At 69.3% G+C, this 15,199-nt stretch carries 12 protein-coding genes and 3 pseudogenes; 9 read left to right on the plus strand and 6 right to left on the minus strand.

Annotation, left to right across the window (positions count from 1 at the left end):
* Nucleotides 1–62: 62 nt before the first annotated feature.
* The 3 genes from G3I56_RS28105 to G3I56_RS28115 are packed head-to-tail and all read right to left on the minus strand — an operon-like array spanning nt 63 to nt 3,605.
* Nucleotides 63–1,058 (minus strand): ABC transporter permease, encoded by a 996-nt coding sequence (locus G3I56_RS28105; protein WP_164413697.1) that lies wholly within the window; start codon nt 1,056–1,058, stop codon nt 63–65.
* Nucleotides 1,051–2,091, minus strand: a complete 1,041-nt coding sequence (locus G3I56_RS28110; protein WP_164413699.1) for an ABC transporter permease — start codon at nt 2,089–2,091, stop codon at nt 1,051–1,053. The genes G3I56_RS28105 and G3I56_RS28110 overlap by 8 nt, the downstream gene beginning before the upstream one ends.
* Nucleotides 2,088–3,605 carry a sugar ABC transporter ATP-binding protein gene (locus tag G3I56_RS28115; RefSeq protein ID WP_164413701.1) on the minus strand — a complete coding sequence of 506 codons (1,518 nt, stop codon included), beginning with the start codon at nt 3,603–3,605 and terminating at the stop codon, nt 2,088–2,090. Before G3I56_RS28115 ends, G3I56_RS28110 begins: the two co-directional genes overlap by 4 nt.
* Nucleotides 3,606–3,892: 287 nt before the next feature.
* Between G3I56_RS28115 and rhaI the strand changes: the two genes are divergently transcribed.
* From rhaI to G3I56_RS28150, 7 genes and pseudogenes are all read left to right on the plus strand, one after another.
* Nucleotides 3,893–5,053 carry an L-rhamnose isomerase gene (rhaI, locus tag G3I56_RS28120; protein WP_164413703.1) on the plus strand — a complete coding sequence of 387 codons (1,161 nt, stop codon included), beginning with the start codon at nt 3,893–3,895 and terminating at the stop codon, nt 5,051–5,053.
* Between the two features lie 117 nt (nt 5,054–5,170).
* Nucleotides 5,171–7,210, plus strand: a complete 2,040-nt coding sequence (locus G3I56_RS28125) for a bifunctional aldolase/short-chain dehydrogenase (RefSeq protein WP_164413705.1) — start codon at nt 5,171–5,173, stop codon at nt 7,208–7,210.
* Nucleotides 7,207–8,673 (plus strand): rhamnulokinase family protein, encoded by a 1,467-nt coding sequence (locus tag G3I56_RS28130; protein WP_164413707.1) that lies wholly within the window; start codon nt 7,207–7,209, stop codon nt 8,671–8,673. Before G3I56_RS28125 ends, G3I56_RS28130 begins: the two co-directional genes overlap by 4 nt.
* A gap of 71 nt (nt 8,674–8,744) precedes the next feature.
* Nucleotides 8,745–9,500, plus strand: coding sequence for a (Fe-S)-binding protein (locus tag G3I56_RS28135; RefSeq protein ID WP_164413709.1), 756 nt, complete (start codon nt 8,745–8,747; stop codon nt 9,498–9,500).
* Entirely contained in the window at nt 9,497–10,978 is a 1,482-nt protein-coding gene (locus G3I56_RS28140; protein WP_164413711.1) for a LutB/LldF family L-lactate oxidation iron-sulfur protein, read from the plus strand. Before G3I56_RS28135 ends, G3I56_RS28140 begins: the two co-directional genes overlap by 4 nt.
* Nucleotides 10,975–11,631 carry a lactate utilization protein C gene (locus G3I56_RS28145; protein WP_164413713.1) on the plus strand — a complete coding sequence of 219 codons (657 nt, stop codon included), beginning with the start codon at nt 10,975–10,977 and terminating at the stop codon, nt 11,629–11,631. The genes G3I56_RS28140 and G3I56_RS28145 overlap by 4 nt, the downstream gene beginning before the upstream one ends.
* A gap of 160 nt (nt 11,632–11,791) precedes the next feature.
* Nucleotides 11,792–11,878, plus strand: a pseudogene (locus G3I56_RS28150) (MoxR family ATPase); the annotation flags it as partial.
* Between the two features lie 98 nt (nt 11,879–11,976).
* Here G3I56_RS28150 and G3I56_RS45110 read toward each other — a convergent pair.
* A pseudogene (locus tag G3I56_RS45110) lies at nt 11,977–12,228 on the minus strand (hypothetical protein); the annotation flags it as partial.
* Here G3I56_RS45110 and G3I56_RS28160 point away from each other — a divergent pair.
* Both G3I56_RS28160 and G3I56_RS44820 read left to right on the plus strand, forming a co-directional pair.
* A pseudogene (locus G3I56_RS28160) lies at nt 12,190–13,469 on the plus strand (transposase). The pseudogenes G3I56_RS45110 and G3I56_RS28160 overlap by 39 nt on opposite strands.
* A 40-nt stretch (nt 13,470–13,509) precedes the next feature.
* Nucleotides 13,510–13,644 (plus strand): hypothetical protein, encoded by a 135-nt coding sequence (locus tag G3I56_RS44820; RefSeq protein WP_275406852.1) that lies wholly within the window; start codon nt 13,510–13,512, stop codon nt 13,642–13,644.
* A gap of 8 nt (nt 13,645–13,652) precedes the next feature.
* Here the strand turns inward: G3I56_RS44820 and G3I56_RS28165 are convergent, their stop codons facing one another.
* Both G3I56_RS28165 and G3I56_RS28170 read right to left on the minus strand, forming a co-directional pair.
* Nucleotides 13,653–14,018, minus strand: coding sequence for a cupin domain-containing protein (locus G3I56_RS28165; RefSeq protein ID WP_164413715.1), 366 nt, complete (start codon nt 14,016–14,018; stop codon nt 13,653–13,655).
* 108 nt (nt 14,019–14,126) lie between these two features.
* Nucleotides 14,127–15,170, minus strand: a complete 1,044-nt coding sequence (locus G3I56_RS28170; protein WP_164413717.1) for a hypothetical protein — start codon at nt 15,168–15,170, stop codon at nt 14,127–14,129.
* Nucleotides 15,171–15,199 lie beyond the last annotated feature (29 nt).

Raw genomic sequence — 15,199 nt, forward strand, 5'->3', positions numbered from 1 at the left:
TCAGGGGCGCGAGGAACTGCGCGACCAGCCACAGCCGGCCCGCAGCAAACGAACGGCCTTACTTACGTGAGCCTTTGAGACGCCCTGGCCAGTGAGACCTGCCGAGCGACCCGAGGTCCAAGCACGGACAGAACCAGCAGAATCCCGGTGACGACGATCTGCGACTGGGCCGAAACATCCTGCAGGCTCATCACGTTCTGTAGCGCGCCTAGCAAGAACACCCCGGCGATGGCGCCACCGAGCGTCCCCTTGCCCCCGTCGAAGTCGATGCCACCCAGCAACACGGCGGCGATGACGGAGAGTTCGAGCCCGGTCGCGTTGTCATAGCGAGCGCTGGCGTAGTGCAGCGCCCAGAAGATCCCGGTGAGTGAGGCGGTGAGACCGGTCACCGCGAACAGGATCAGCTTCTGCCGCTTGACCCGGAGGCCGGCGAAGCGGGCCGCCTCCTCGTTCGCACCGATCGCGAACAGCGAGCGGCCGAACGGGGTGGCGTGCAGCACGACCACGGCGATCGCGAGCAGCACGAGGAAGGGCAGCAGGGCGTACGGGATGAAGGTGTCCCCGATGCGTCCGGCGGCGAAGTCCAGGTACTGGGTGGGGAAGTCGGTCACCGCGTCGGAGCCGAGCACGATCTGCGCGATACCCCGGTAGGCGGCCATGGTGCCGATGGTGACGGCGAGCGAGGGCAGCCCGAGGCGGGTGACGAGCAGCCCGTTGACCAGCCCGCAGACGACTCCGAGGAGCAGACAGATCGGGATGATCACCTCGATCGTCAGGCCCTGGTTCCACAGGGCACCCATCACGGCGCCGGAGAGTCCGGCGGTGGAGGCGACGGACAGATCGATCTCGCCGGAGACGACGAGGAGGGTCATGGGGAGCGCGATGAGCGCGATCGGGAGGGTGTTGCCGATCAGGAAGGACAGGTTGAGCCCGTTGCCGAACCCGTCCACGAACCCGAAGGACAGCAGCAGGACGACGACGAGGAGGACACCGACGGCGGAGTCCCACCTTTTCAGGGAGGCCCCGCGCATGGCGCGCGCGAGCGACGAGTCAGCCATGGCGGGCGTTCCTCTTCTTCAGGGCGGACGCCACGCGCAGGGCGACGATCCGGTCGACCGCGATGGCGAGGATGAGCAGGATGCCGTTGATGGCCATGACCCACACGGAGCTGACGCCGAGCGCGGGCAACACGCTGTTGATGGAGGTCAGCAGCAGGGCGCCGAGCGCGGCCCCGTAGACGCTGCCGGAGCCGCCGGTGAAGACCACACCGCCGACCACGACCGCGCTGACGACGGTGAGTTCGTACCCGTTGCCGGTGCTGGAGTCGACGTTGCCGAACCGCGCGAGGTAGAGCGCGCCGGCGAGTCCTGCGAGTCCGCCGCAGAAGGTGTACGCGGTGAGGATCCGCTTGCGTACGGGGATACCGGCGAGCCGGGCGGCCTCGGGGTTGGAGCCGAGCGCGTACAGCTCACGGCCGCTGCCGTACTGCCGGAGGTAGTAGGCGGTGGCGATGAGGACGGCGAGTGCGATCAGCGCGAGATAGGGAACCGCCGTGATGCCACCCGACCCGAAGTCGACGAATCCGTCCGGGAGGTCGGCCGCCGTGATCTGCCGTGAGCCGACCCAGATGGAGTCGATGCCGCGGATGATGTAGAGCGTGCCGAGGGTGACGACGAGAGCGGGTACCTGGCCGAAGCTGACGAGCAGTCCGTTGAGGAGTCCGAAGCCGATGCCGAGGAGGACGGCCAGGGCGATGGCCACGACGGGGTTTCCGCCGTCCTGGAGGTAGAGGCCGGCGGCGAAGGCGCTGATGCCGAGCGTGGAGCCGACCGACAGGTCGACGTTGCGGGTGATGACCACCAGCGACTGGCCGGTGGCGACCAGGACCAGGATCGTCGCGTTCAGCAGCAGGTCCTTGATGCCCTGCTCGGACAGGAACTCGCTGTTGCCGGCCTGGGTGACGGCGATCATCACCAGGAAGACGACCAGGATGGCGAGTTCGCGCATCTTGAACACGCGGTCCACCAGCCGGGTGCCGCTGGACTTGGGCACCTCGGCGGCGGGGGCGGGGTTGGGGGCGGTCACCGTCATGCGGCGGCCCTCCCGGTGGCTGCGGCCATCACCGTTTCCTCGGTTGCTTCGGAGCGCGGGATCTCGGCGGCGAGGCGGCCCTCGTGCATCACGAGCACGCGGTCGGCCATTCCGAGGATCTCGGGCAGGTCGGAGGAGATCATCAGCACGGCCACACCGTCGGCGGCCAGCTCGCTGAGCAGGCGGTGCACCTCGGCCTTGGTACCGACGTCGATGCCACGGGTGGGCTCGTCGACGATCAGCACCCTGGGCCCGGTGGCGAGCCACTTGGCCAGGACGACCTTCTGCTGGTTGCCGCCGGACAGCGTGTTGACGGTGTCGGCGATGCGGGCGTACTTCACCTGGAGCTTCACGGCCCAGTCGAGGGAGCGGCTGCGCTCGGCGCCCCGGTCCATCAGCCCGGCCTTGACGGTCGTGCGAAGACCCGTGAGGCCGATGTTCCGCTCGATGGACATGTCCATCACCAGGCCCTGGGCGCGGCGGTCCTCGGGGACGAGGGCGAGCCCGGCGGCCATGGCCGTGGAGGGCGCTCCGTTCGTCAGGAGCGTGCCGTCCACCTCGACCTCGCCGGCGTCCCAGCGGTCGATGCCGAAGACGGCTCGGGCCACCTCGGTGCGGCCGGCGCCGACGAGTCCGGCGAGGCCCACGATCTCGCCGTGCCGGACCTCGAAGGAGACGTCGGTGAAGACACCCTCGCGGGTCAGCCGGCGCACGCTGAGCGCGACCTCGCCGGCCTCCACGTCCTGCTTCGGGTAGAGCTCGTCGAGGTCGCGGCCGACCATCCGGCGTACGAGATCGTCCTCGGTCATGCCGTCGATCGGCTCACTGGCGATCCAGGCACCGTCGCGGAGGGTCGTCACCTGCTGGCAGATCTGGAAGATCTCCTCCAGCCGGTGCGAGATGAACAGCACGGCGGCGCCCTGTTCGCGCAGGGTGCGGACGACGCCGAAGAGGCGGGCCACCTCGCTGCCGGTGAGGGCCGCGGTCGGCTCGTCCATGATCAGGACGCGGGCGTCGAAGGAGAGCGCCTTGGCGATCTCGACGATCTGCTGGTCCGCGATGGACAGGCCGCGTGCGGGGCGGTCGGGGTCGAGTTCGACGCCCAGGCGCCTCATCAGCGCGGCGGTCGCCGCGTGGGTGGCCTTGTGGTCGATCCGGCCGAGGGCGCGCCGGGGCTGGCGACCCATGAAGATGTTTTCGGCGATCGACAGGTCCGGGAAGAGCGTGGGCTCCTGGTAGATGACGGCGATACCGGCGTCGCGGGCGTCGCCGGGGCCGTGGAAGACGACGGGCGCGCCGTCGAGCAGCACCTGGCCGGCATCCGGTCGGTGCACGCCGGCGAGCGTCTTGATGAGGGTGGACTTACCGGCGCCGTTCTCACCGGCGAGTGCGTGCACTTCGCCGGGAAACAGCTGCATGGAGACGTCCCGCAGGGCACGCACCGCACCGAAGGACTTCGAGATGTCCTTGAGTGCCAGCACAGGGGCCGGCCCCGGGTCGGACGGGTGGGTCATGAGGGCTCCTCGACGACGCCGGTGGGACTGGCCTCACGACGTCGTGAAAGGTTTCAACTGGGTTGCCGGGACGTTAGACACGGGAGACATGTCACGTCAATGGGTATGTGTCGAAATTCTTTCGATAGTCGAAGGTCACAGGCAAGTCACGGTAGGCCGAAACGGTCAGAGGACTTGACACCCCTTCGGGCTGCTCATAGCTTCCCGTTCTGAATCGTTTCATCAGACCGTCGTTCCGCGTGCTGATTCCCAGCAGTCGTTCCGACCGATGCCACAGGAGTCCTGAAGTGACCGACCTCAGCGCGGTGAAGGCCGCTCTCAAGACCCAGGCCATCGAAACGCCGTCGTGGGCGTACGGGAACTCGGGGACCCGTTTCAAGGTGTTCGCCCAGCCCGGCGTCCCCCGGAACCCCTTCGAGAAGCTGGACGACGCGGCCCAGGTGCACGCCCTCACCGGTGTGGCCCCGACCGTCGCCCTGCACATTCCGTGGGACAAGGTCGAGGACTATGCGGCTCTTGCCAAGTACGCCGGGGAGCGCGGCCTGAAGCTGGGCGCGATCAACTCGAACACCTTCCAGGACGACGACTACAAGCTCGGCAGCATCTGCCACCCGGACGCGGTGGTGCGCCGCAAGGCGCTCGGTCACTTGTTGGAGTGCGTCGACATCATGGACGCGACGGGGTCGAAGGACCTCAAGCTGTGGTTCGCCGACGGGACGAACTATCCCGGTCAGGACGACATCCGTGAGCGGCAGGACCGGCTCTCCGAGGCCCTGGCCGCGGTGTACGAGCGGCTCGGCGACGACCAGCGCATGCTCCTCGAGTACAAGTTCTTCGAGCCGGCCTTCTACGCGACCGACGTCCCGGACTGGGGCACGGCGTACGCGCACTGCCTCAAGCTCGGCCCGAAGGCACAGGTCGTGGTCGACACCGGGCACCACGCGCCCGGGACCAACATCGAGTTCATCGTCGCGACGCTGCTGCGCGAGGGGAAGCTCGGCGCGTTCGACTTCAACTCGCGGTTCTACGCGGACGACGACCTGATGGTCGGCTCGGCGGACCCGTTCCAGCTGTTCCGGATCATGTACGAGGTGATCCGGGGCGGCGGGTTCGTGCCCGAGGTCGCGTTCATGCTGGACCAGTGCCACAACATCGAGGCGAAGATTCCGGCGATCATCCGGTCGGTGATGAACGTTCAGGAGGCGACGGCGAAGGCACTCCTTGTTGACGCGTCGGCGTTGGGTGCTGCTCAGCGGGCCGGGGATGTGCTGGCCGCCAACGCGGTGTTGATGGACGCGTACAACACGGATGTGCGGCCGTTGCTCGTGGAGGTTCGGGAGGAGCTGGGGTTGGACGGGGATCCGATCGCCGCGTATGCCCGGTCCGGGTGGGGTTCGAAGATCGCCGCGGAGCGGGTTGGTGGGGAGCAGGCCGGTTGGGGGGCGTGACTTCCGGGTCTCGTCTGCCAGGTTCGGTTCGTCGCGGACCATCAGCTCGTTGTGGCTTGTCGCGCAGTTCCCCGCGCCCCTATAGGGGCGCCACACATCACGTAAGGATTGACTCGCATGGCTATCCATCCCGAAGCCGCCGCCCTCATCGCACGGTCTCGTCGGCTTGGTGCTGACGCCCGGAACACCAACTACGCGGGTGGGAACACGTCCGCGAAGGGGACCGATATCGATCCCGTCACCGGGGGTGATGTCGAGCTGATGTGGGTCAAGGGGTCCGGGGGTGACCTGGGGACCCTGACCGAGGGTGGGCTGGCCGTGCTGCGGCTGGACCGGCTGCACGCGCTCAAGGGGGTCTATCCGGGCGTCGAGCGCGAGGACGAGATGGTCGCCGCGTTCGACTACTGCCTGCACGGCAAGGGTGGGGCGGCACCGTCCATCGACACCGCGATGCACGGGCTCGTCGACGCCGCGCACGTGGATCACCTCCACCCCGACTCCGGTATCGCGCTCGCCTGCGCGGCCGACGGGGAGAAGCTGACCGCCGAGTGTTTCGGGGACAGCGTGGTGTGGGTGCCGTGGCGGCGCCCCGGGTTCCAGCTCGGCCTGGACATCGCCGCCGTGAAGGCCGCCAATCCGCAGGCGATCGGATGCGTCCTCGGCGGGCACGGCATCACCGCCTGGGGCGACACCGCCGAGGAGTGCGAGAAGAACTCGCTGCACATCATCCGTACGGCCGAGGCGTTCCTCGCCGAGCGCGGGAAGGCCGAGCCGTTCGGCCCGGTTCTCGACGGGTACGCGGCCCTCGCGCCCGAGGAGCGGCGTGAGCGTGCCGCCGCGCTCGCCCCGTATGTGCGGGCCATCGCCTCGCAGGACAAGCCGCAGGTCGGGCACTTCACCGACTCGGACGTCGTGCTGGACTTCGTGTCACGCGCCGAGCACCCGCGGCTGGCGGCCCTTGGTACCTCCTGCCCTGACCACTTCCTGCGCACCAAGGTCAGGCCGCTCGTCCTCGATCTGCCGGCCTCCGCGCCCCTCGACCAGGCGATCGCGCGGCTCAAGGAGCTGCACGCCGAGTACCGCGAGGAGTACGCGGCCTACTACGGGCGCAACGCCCTGCCCGACTCCCCCGCGATGCGCGGCGCCGACCCGGCGATCGTGCTGATCCCCGGCGTGGGCATGTTCAGCTTCGGCAAGGACAAGCAGACCGCTCGGGTGGCCGGTGAGTTCTACGTCAACGCGATCAACGTGATGCACGGGGCCGAGGCGGTCTCGACGTACGCGCCGATCGAGGAGTCGGAGAAGTTCCGCATCGAGTACTGGGCCCTGGAGGAGGCGAAGCTCCAGCGGATGCCGAAGCCGAAGGCGCTGGCCACTCGGGTCGCTCTCGTCACCGGTGCGGGTAGCGGGATCGGCAGGGCGATCGCCGAACGGCTGGTCGCCGAGGGCGCCTGTGTCGTCGTCGCCGACCTCAACGCGGAGAACGCCCAGGCTGTGGCGGAGGAGCTGGGCGGGGCGGACAAGGCCGTCGCCGTCACCGTCGATGTGACGAGCGAGGAGCAGATCGCCGAGGCGTTCCGGGCCGCCGTGCTGGCGTTCGGCGGGGTGGATCTCGTCGTCAACAACGCGGGGATCTCGATCTCCAAGCCGCTGCTGGAGACCTCGGCGCGGGACTGGGATCTGCAGCACGACATCATGGCGCGCGGTTCGTTCCTCGTCTCTCGCGAGGCGGCGCGCGTGCTGATCGCGCAGGAGCTGGGCGGCGACATCATCTACATCGCGTCCAAGAACGCCGTCTTCGCCGGGCCGAACAACATCGCCTACTCCGCGACCAAGGCCGACCAGGCGCACCAGGTGCGGCTGCTGGCCGCCGAGCTGGGCGAGCACGGCATCCGGGTCAACGGCATCAACCCCGACGGTGTCGTGCGCGGCTCCGGGATCTTCGCGGCCGGCTGGGGTGCCCAGCGTGCGGCGACGTACGGGATCGAGGAGGAGAAGCTCGGCGAGTTCTACGCGCAGCGGACCATCCTCAAGCGCGAGGTACTGCCCGAGCACGTCGCCAACGCCGTGTTCGCGCTGACCGGCGGCGAGCTGACGCACACCACCGGGCTGCACGTACCGGTCGACGCCGGCGTCGCCGCGGCCTTCCTGCGATGAGCCTGACCGTCAAGTCGTACGCCGCGGTCGACCTCGGCGCCTCCAGTGGGCGCGTCATGGTCGGCCGGGTCGGGCCCGACACGCTGGAGCTGGCCGAGGCGCACCGGTTCGTGAACCGGCCCGTGCGGGTGCCCGAGGGGCTGCGCTGGGATGTTCTCGCGCTGTACGGGGGTGTGCTCGACGGGCTCCGGGCGGCGGGTACCGACTGCGGTGGAGAACTCGACTCCGTCGGCATCGACAGCTGGGCCGTGGACTACGGGCTGCTGGATGCCGACGGCGCCCTGCTGGGCAACCCGGTGCACTACCGCGACGCCCGCACCGAGGGTGTCGCGGAGAAGATGTGGGCGAGTGTCCCGGCCGCCGAGCTGTACGCGGCGACCGGGTTGCAGTACGCGCCCTTCAACACCCTCTACCAGCTGACGGCGGCCCGTGACACACGTCAACTGGCCGCCGCCCAGCGGTTGTTGCTCATCCCGGACCTGTTGACGTACTGGCTCACGGGCGAGGCCGGCACCGAGCTGACCAACGCCTCCACCACCCAGCTGATCGATCCCCGCACCCGCGACTGGGCCCATGACATCGCGCGGAGACTGGACATCGACCTCGGGCTGTTCGCGCCGCTGCGCCAGCCCGGTGATCCGGCGGGCGTGCTGCGGGCCGAGGTGCTGGAGGAGACCGGGCTCGCCGGGCCGGTGCCGGTGACCACGGTCGGGTCGCACGACACCGCCTCCGCGGTGGCGGCCGTTCCGGCAGTGGACGAGCGGTTCGCCTACATCTGCACCGGCACCTGGTCCCTGGCCGGCCTGGAGCTGGAAGCGCCCGTCCTCTCCGAGGAGAGCCGGGCCGCCAACTTCACCAACGAGCTGGGGCTCGACGGCACGGTCCGCTATCTGCGCAACATCATGGGGCTGTGGCTGCTCCAGGAGTGTGTACGGGCCTGGGGGAACCCGGACCTGGGCGATCTGCTGCGGGCGGCGGCCGAGGCGCCGGGGCTGCGGTCCGTGGTGGACGCGGGGGACGCGTCGTTCCTGGCGCCCGGGCGGATGCCGGAGCGGATCGCCGATGCCTGTCGGGTTTCCGGGCAGCCGGTGCCCGGGACTCCGGGCGAGATCACCCGCTGCATCCTCGACTCCCTCGCCCTCGCCCATCGGCGGGCGGTGGCGGACGCCCAGCGGCTCGCCGGGCATGCCGTCGACGCCGTACACATCGTGGGGGGTGGGACGCGCAACGCGCTGCTGTGTCAACTCACCGCCGACGCCTGCGGGTTGCCGGTGGTGGCGGGTCCCGCCGAGGCCGCCGCGCTCGGCAACGTCCTCGTCCAGGCGAGGGCCCACGGACTCGTCGGCGACCGTACGGACATGCGCCGGCTGCTCGCCCGTACCCAGCCGCTGACCCGCTACGAGCCGTCAGGTGACCCGGCGGCCTGGCGCGCGGCCGAGGCCCGGCTCACCGAAGTCCGGTGAGCCGGGGATTCCCCGGCGCGTGACCTCCGCGTACTCTGCACTCATCCGATGATCGATCGCTAGGAGCCGCGATGCGTGTCGCACTGTTCCTTACCTGTGTCAACGACACGCTGTATCCGGACACGGGCCGCGCCGTGGTGAAACTGCTGACCAGGCTGGGTGTCGACGTCGACTTCCCGATGGCGCAGACCTGCTGCGGGCAGGCGCACTACAACACCGGGTACCGGCACGAGGCCGAGCCGCTGGCCCGGCATTTCTCCGATGTATTCGGGGAGTACGAGGCGATCGTGACGCCATCCGGGTCGTGCGGCGCGATGGTGCGCGAGCTGTATCCGCGGATGGGTGAGCGGGCGCGGGCCGAGGGGCGCGGGGACGGGCTCGCGGCCACGCTGGCGCCCGTGGTCCCGAAGACGTACGAGCTGACGGAGTTCCTGGTGGACGTGCTGGGGGTGACGGACGTGGGCGCCTACTACCCGCACACCGTCACCTACCACCCGACGTGCCACGGGCTGCGCAGCCTCGGGCTGGCCGACCGGCCGCTCAGGCTGCTCCAGGCCGTCAAGGGTCTTGAGCTGCGCGAGCTGCCCGGGGCCGACGAGTGCTGTGGCTTCGGCGGGACGTTCGCGCTGAAGAACGCCGATGTCTCGGCGGCGATGGGCACCGACAAGGTGCGCAACGCCGAGTCGACGGGGGCGGAGGTGCTGTGCGCCGCCGACAACTCGTGTCTCATGCACATCGGCGGGACCATGACCCGGCTGAGCACCGGTATGCGGCCGGTGCACATCGCGGAGATCCTGGCGAGCACGGAAGAGGAGCCGAGCGTATGAGCGGCGGTACGTTCGTCGGGATGCCGGCCTTCCCGGAGGCGGCCCACGAGGCGGTCAACAACAAGACCCTGCGCGCCAATCTGCGCCACGCCACCCACACGATCCGCGGCAAACGGGCGAAAGCCGTCGCCGAGGTGTCCGACTGGGCCGAGCTGCGCGAGGCGGGCAAGCGGATCAAGGACCACACGCTTCGCCATCTCGACCGCTATCTCGTCCAGTTGGAGGAGTCGGTCACGGCGGCAGGCGGTGTCGTGCACTGGGCCGTCGACGCCGACGAGGCCAACCGGATCGTCATCGACCTGGTGCGGATGACCGGTGAGTCCGAGGTCGTCAAGGTCAAGTCGATGGCCACCCAGGAGATCGGGCTGAACGAGGCCCTGGAGGCCGAGGGCATCGCGGCCTACGAGACCGATCTCGCCGAGCTGATCGTGCAGTTGGGCAAGGACCGCCCCTCGCACATCCTCGTCCCGGCGATCCACCGCAACCGGGGTGAGATCCGGGACATCTTCGCGCGAGAGATGAGCGAGTGGGGCCGCCCGGCCCCCGAGGGCCTCACCGACACCCCCGCCGAACTGGCCGAGGCGGCACGACTCCACCTCCGGGAGAAGTTCCTGCGCGCCAAGGTGGGCGTCTCCGGCGCCAACTTCATGGTCGCCGAGACCGGCACCCTGGTCGTGGTCGAGTCCGAGGGCAACGGGCGGATGTGCCTGACCCTGCCCGAGACGCTCATCTCGGTCGTCGGCATCGAGAAGATCGTGCCGACCTGGCAGGACCTGGAGGTCTTCCTCCAGACCCTCCCCCGCTCCTCGACCGCCGAGCGCATGAACCCGTACACGTCGACCTGGACCGGCACGACGGACGGGGACGGCCCGCAGACCTTCCATCTGGTCCTGATCGACAACGGCCGCACCGACACCCTCGCCGACGAGGTCGGCCGCCAGGCCCTGCGCTGTATCCGCTGCTCGGCCTGTCTGAACGTCTGCCCGGTGTACGAGCGCGCCGGCGGCCACGCCTACGGCTCCGTCTATCCCGGCCCGATCGGCGCGATCCTCAGCCCCCAACTCCGGGGCACCGCCAGCGAGATCGACGCCTCACTCCCGTACGCCTCCTCGCTGTGCGGGGCCTGCTACGAGGTCTGCCCGGTCGCCATCGACATCCCCGAGGTGCTGGTGCACCTGCGGGAACGCGTCGTCGAGGGCGGACCGGCCACTCGGGAGGGCAACAAGGTCGTCCTGAAGCCCGCGAAGGGCCACGCCGCCGAGCGGGCCGCGATGCGTGCCGCCCGCTGGGCGTTCAGCCATCCCGGCGCCCTGCGTACCGGCCAGCGCCTCGCCTCCCGTACCCGGCGCTTCCACCCCCGTACCCTGCCCGGCCCCGGCAGGGCCTGGAGCGGCACCCGCGATCTGCCCGCCGTACCGGCGGAGCCGTTCCGCGACTGGTGGCAGCGCACGAACGGCGGAAAGGACACCAGCAAGTGAACAGCCGCGATCTGATCCTCGGCCGGGTGCGCCGCGCACTCTCCGACGTGCCCCGCGACGACACACCGTACGACCAGGCCGTCGACCGCGACTATGTGCGCGAGCACGGAAACCGCAGCGTCGAGGAGACGGTCGAACTCCTGGCCGAGAACCTGGCGGACTACCGGGCGATCGTGCACCGCTGCACTGCTGGCGAACTTCCGGGAGTGCTCGCCGGGATACTGGCCGCGCACGGCTCGGCGTCGGTGGTCGTACCGCCGGGGCTCCCGCCGGAGTGGCTGTCCGCCGCGGACACCGCCCGGGTCGAGGACAGCGCGGTGAGCACCGCGTACGACCTGGACGAGGTGGACAGCGTCGTCACGGCCTGCGCCCTCGCGATCGCCGAGACCGGCACCATCGTCCTGGACGGCGGCCCGGACCAGGGCCGCCGCCGGATCACCCTGGTCCCCAACCACCACATCTGCGTCGTCCGCGTGCCCGACCAGGTCGTCTCCTCCGTGCCCCAGGCCTTTGAACACCTGGACCCGGCGCGGCCGTTGACATGGATCTCCGGTCCGTCCGCGACCAGCGACATCGAACTCGACCGGGTCGAGGGGGTGCACGGTCCGCGCACCCTGGAGGTGGTCCTGGTGAGCGGCGAAGGCCCCGTCTGAACGGACGTGAACGGGCTTGAGGGGTCGGGCACTTCGGTGGCCGGCCCCGTTCCGGAGTGCCGTCGTGAGTGCCGTCGTGCGGATTCATGCGTGACACAAGCGGTGAGCAAGCGCTTAGATAGTAGCTTGGAACCCGTTCGCGCCGGCGCTGGAGGCCCCGTTGTTCACATCCGTCGACGACGTCTCCGCACGCCTCGCCGAGACCGGGTATCTGGCCTCGGCCGCCGTCGCCACCACGGTCTTCCTGGGCGAGTTCACGGAACACGCCCTCAAGTGAACTGACCAGTTCGGAGGGCTGGACTCGGGCGGGTAGTGCACTAGCGGATGGACATGGCCCTGTCCGGCGTTGAACAGTTTCCGCTCTGCCTCGAAGCCGGCGCAGACCTCCCGCATGTCCTCTTCGGTGCGGGTCAGCATGGCGTCGGCGAACGCCCTCCGCCTGCACTTGGTGACAAAAACCAAGCGAACACGCAAGTTATGGACAATATGGCGAACGGTTCTGCCACAGGGATGAGGGTTCCAGCGCGGTGACGTAAACCAATGCCAGGTTCCCCGCTTGTGAGTCAAGACACCCTGGTCAAACGGCAGTTCGGGCACCGCGCCCGGCTTTCGCTGTCACCAGCCGGGGTTCGCGCAGCGGATGATCAGGCGCACGCGGCCCGCACGATGTGGAACCTGCTGCACGCGTGGTGGCGGATGATGCCGAAGGAGGAGCGAACTCTCGCGAACGCCGACGCCGCGATTCGCCAGGCTCGCGAGGAGATCGGCTCTCTCGCCGTTCTGCCCGCGCAGGCCGCGCAAGCGGTGCTCAAGACGTACTTCCAGGCGTGGAAGAACTGCTGGGAGGGCCGTGCCGGGCCCCCGGACTTCAAGGGCCGGTTCCGTACGGTGATGTCCGTGGACATTCCGCAGGGCCGCGACCTGAACATCACCCGCGTGCATCGCCGGTGGGGCATGGTCAACATTCCCAAGGTGGGCCGGGTCCGATTCCGGTGGACCAAGGACCTGCCCGTGGGCAAGCGTGCCGACACGGAGAACCGGATCACCGGGGCACGTCTGATCAAGGACGCGCTCGGCTGGCACATCGCCTTCCGTGTCCAGACCCTTCAGGTCAGGCCCGATCCCCACCAGAGGCCCGACATCGGCGTCGACGTGGGCGTCACCGTGCCCGTCGCCCTCTCGGACGGCGAAACGTACGAGCACGGCGAGTGGCTGACCGGCAAGGAGAAGGCCGGGCTCCTGGACCTGGAGCAGCGCGCCGCGCAGCGTAAGCGGCACCGCAAGCCCGGCGAGCGCACCAGCCGCCGACTGCACCACACCTACGACCGGATCGCAGGACTGCGCGCGAAAGCCAAGCGTCGGGCCCTGGACTGGCAGCACAAGACCACCACCGACATCGCCCGCACGTATGGCACGGTCGTGGTCGAAGCACTCACCATCACGAACATGGTCAAGTCCGCCAGGGAACGGTTGAAGAGCCAGGGAAGAACGTGGCCCAGAAATCCGGACTGAACCGCTCCATCAGCGGCGAGGCATGGGGCCGTACCGTCACCATGCTGACGTACAAGACCGCCCAGCATGGCGGCACCGTGGTCAAGGTCCCCGCTCCCGGCACCTCCCGGCGCTGCTCGGCGTGTGGCTCCACCACGCCCGGCAGCCGGGAGTCCCAGGCCGTGTTCGTGTGCAAGAACCCGGACTGCGGCTGGTCGGGCAATGCCGACCACAACGCGGCCCGGAACGTCTTGCACCTGTACCAGATGGGCCTCGCGCTCCTCCCGGCTGCCGGGAGGGCAGTCGTCAGGCGTGCGAAGCGCGTCAAGCCCGCTACCGCAAGGTAAGCAGGAATCTCCTGGCCTCAGCCAGGAGAGTATTCAATGGTTGAACCCCGAGGCACGGTCGCAGTGGGGCACCGGCGACTCGGCCGCGCCCGCGTACGCCGAGCTGGTGGAGATGTGCGAGTGCCGCAATGCCCTCCAACTCGGCGCACTGATCGGCCGGTTGCTCCCGGTGTAAGCCAGCGGTCAGCTTCCCGGTGCCTTCGCGTACTCCTGTGCCATGCCACCCGCGAAGTCGTGGACGATGACCTGTTCGTCGCCGATGACCCACGCGTCGTGCCCGGGCGGACACACGAAGACGTCGCCGGGGCCGACTTCGCCCTCGCCGCCGTCGTCCATGCGGATTCCCATCCGGCCCTGGAGGACGTAACCGTTGTGGTGGATCTCGCAGCTCTTCGTGCCCACGACGGGCCCGACGCACTCGGACCACCGCCAGCCCGGTTCGAAGGTTCCCACGGCGAAGTCGAGGCCTGTCATGTGTACGGCTTCGAGGTGTCCCCGGGGGAAATCACGCCGCTCGTCCGGCTTCTCGACCGTCTTGATCTCCAGCATGTCCGCTGCCTCCCATTCCCCTCCATGGCTGTCGGCCCCCTGTTTCCTTCCACTCCCTTCCATCGTCCGCCTGTCAAGCCGGGGCCGCCATCCGAGCGACCTCCGGGGTCAGAGTTCGAAGGTCACGAAGCCGTCCGTCGCGCCCGGTTCCGGCGCCGTCACCGTATAGCCGAAGCGGTTCTTGAGGGAGGTGACGTCCCAGAGCGCGGCACGGTCGCGGTAGTTGAAGACGATCTCCTTGCGGGCTCCCCCGTGCTGGAGGATCCGGGACATGGCGATGTCGTCGGGGTGGTCGTGCCGGGCGCCGCTGGTCGAGATCAGATAGCGGTCGCAGTCGAGGAGGCCGAGCAGATCGTTGGAGAGGTTGTGGCCGCTGCCGTGATGGGCGACCTTCAGGACGTCGATGTGGAGCCGCCCGCCCGCCGCCTCGGCCCGGGGCCGTATCGAGTCGACGAGCCGGCGGTCGTCCGCGTCGCCGGTGAGGACGATCCGCCGGTCCTCGAACTCGAAGAGCAGCCCGATGCTGGTGACGTTCGTCGGCGAGGTGTCCGCCTTGAACGGTGTCGCGGCGAGCCGTTCCACGTCCACGGCGCCGCCGAAGTGCTCGAAGCCGGGGACGACGGGCTGCTCGTCCGGGTCCCGGCCCGGGATCAGCCCGTGCGCGGCGCACTCCTTCACCCACACCGGGGCCAGCCGCGCCAGTTGCCGCCGGTCGGGCGAGAGCACCTCCATCGTGGACCCGTCGTCGAACCACCCGAGCTGCCGCCCGACCTCGGCGCCTCGCCCGCCGAACGCGTCGTTCCAGGGCACCTTCCGCGCCAACAGCGCACTGGTGAGCTTCTCGCCGTCCTGCGCGCCGAACCCCTCGGTGTCCAGCAGGTGGTCGAAGCCGTTGAACCACACGTCCCCGATCTCCACCGACCGCTCCGGATCGTCCAGCAGGGCGAGCACTCCGAGGATGTGGTCCTGGTCGACATGCGTGACGACGAGGACGTCGACCAGCCCGTCGAGCCGGGCGAGCACCGGTCTGATCAGCGGATACGTGCCCGCGCGACCGCCGTCGACGAGGATCCGCCGGACGAACGTGTCGTCGCCGTATTCCAGGAGCAGGCAGTCGCCGTCCTCGCCGGGCATCATCGTGAAGCGGATCATGACGGCCTCCCTCACCGGGTCTCGTCTGT

The sequence above is a fragment of the Streptomyces sp. SID12488 genome (genome assembly GCF_010548275.1).
In the GTDB taxonomy this organism is placed as follows: domain Bacteria; phylum Actinomycetota; class Actinomycetes; order Streptomycetales; family Streptomycetaceae; genus Streptomyces.

Coding starts and splice junctions, on each gene's coding strand:
- G3I56_RS28105 (WP_164413697.1), bottom strand. CDS start 1,058: ATGGCTGACTCGTCGCTCGCGCGCGCCATGCGCGGGGCCTCCCTGAAA.
- G3I56_RS28110 (WP_164413699.1), bottom strand. CDS start 2,091: ATGACGGTGACCGCCCCCAACCCCGCCCCCGCCGCCGAGGTGCCCAAG.
- G3I56_RS28115 (WP_164413701.1), bottom strand. CDS start 3,605: ATGACCCACCCGTCCGACCCGGGGCCGGCCCCTGTGCTGGCACTCAAG.
- G3I56_RS28125 (WP_164413705.1), top strand. CDS start 5,171: ATGGCTATCCATCCCGAAGCCGCCGCCCTCATCGCACGGTCTCGTCGG.
- G3I56_RS28130 (WP_164413707.1), top strand. CDS start 7,207: ATGAGCCTGACCGTCAAGTCGTACGCCGCGGTCGACCTCGGCGCCTCC.
- G3I56_RS28135 (WP_164413709.1), top strand. CDS start 8,745: ATGCGTGTCGCACTGTTCCTTACCTGTGTCAACGACACGCTGTATCCG.
- G3I56_RS28140 (WP_164413711.1), top strand. CDS start 9,497: ATGAGCGGCGGTACGTTCGTCGGGATGCCGGCCTTCCCGGAGGCGGCC.
- G3I56_RS28165 (WP_164413715.1), bottom strand. CDS start 14,018: ATGCTGGAGATCAAGACGGTCGAGAAGCCGGACGAGCGGCGTGATTTC.
- G3I56_RS28170 (WP_164413717.1), bottom strand. CDS start 15,170: ATGATCCGCTTCACGATGATGCCCGGCGAGGACGGCGACTGCCTGCTC.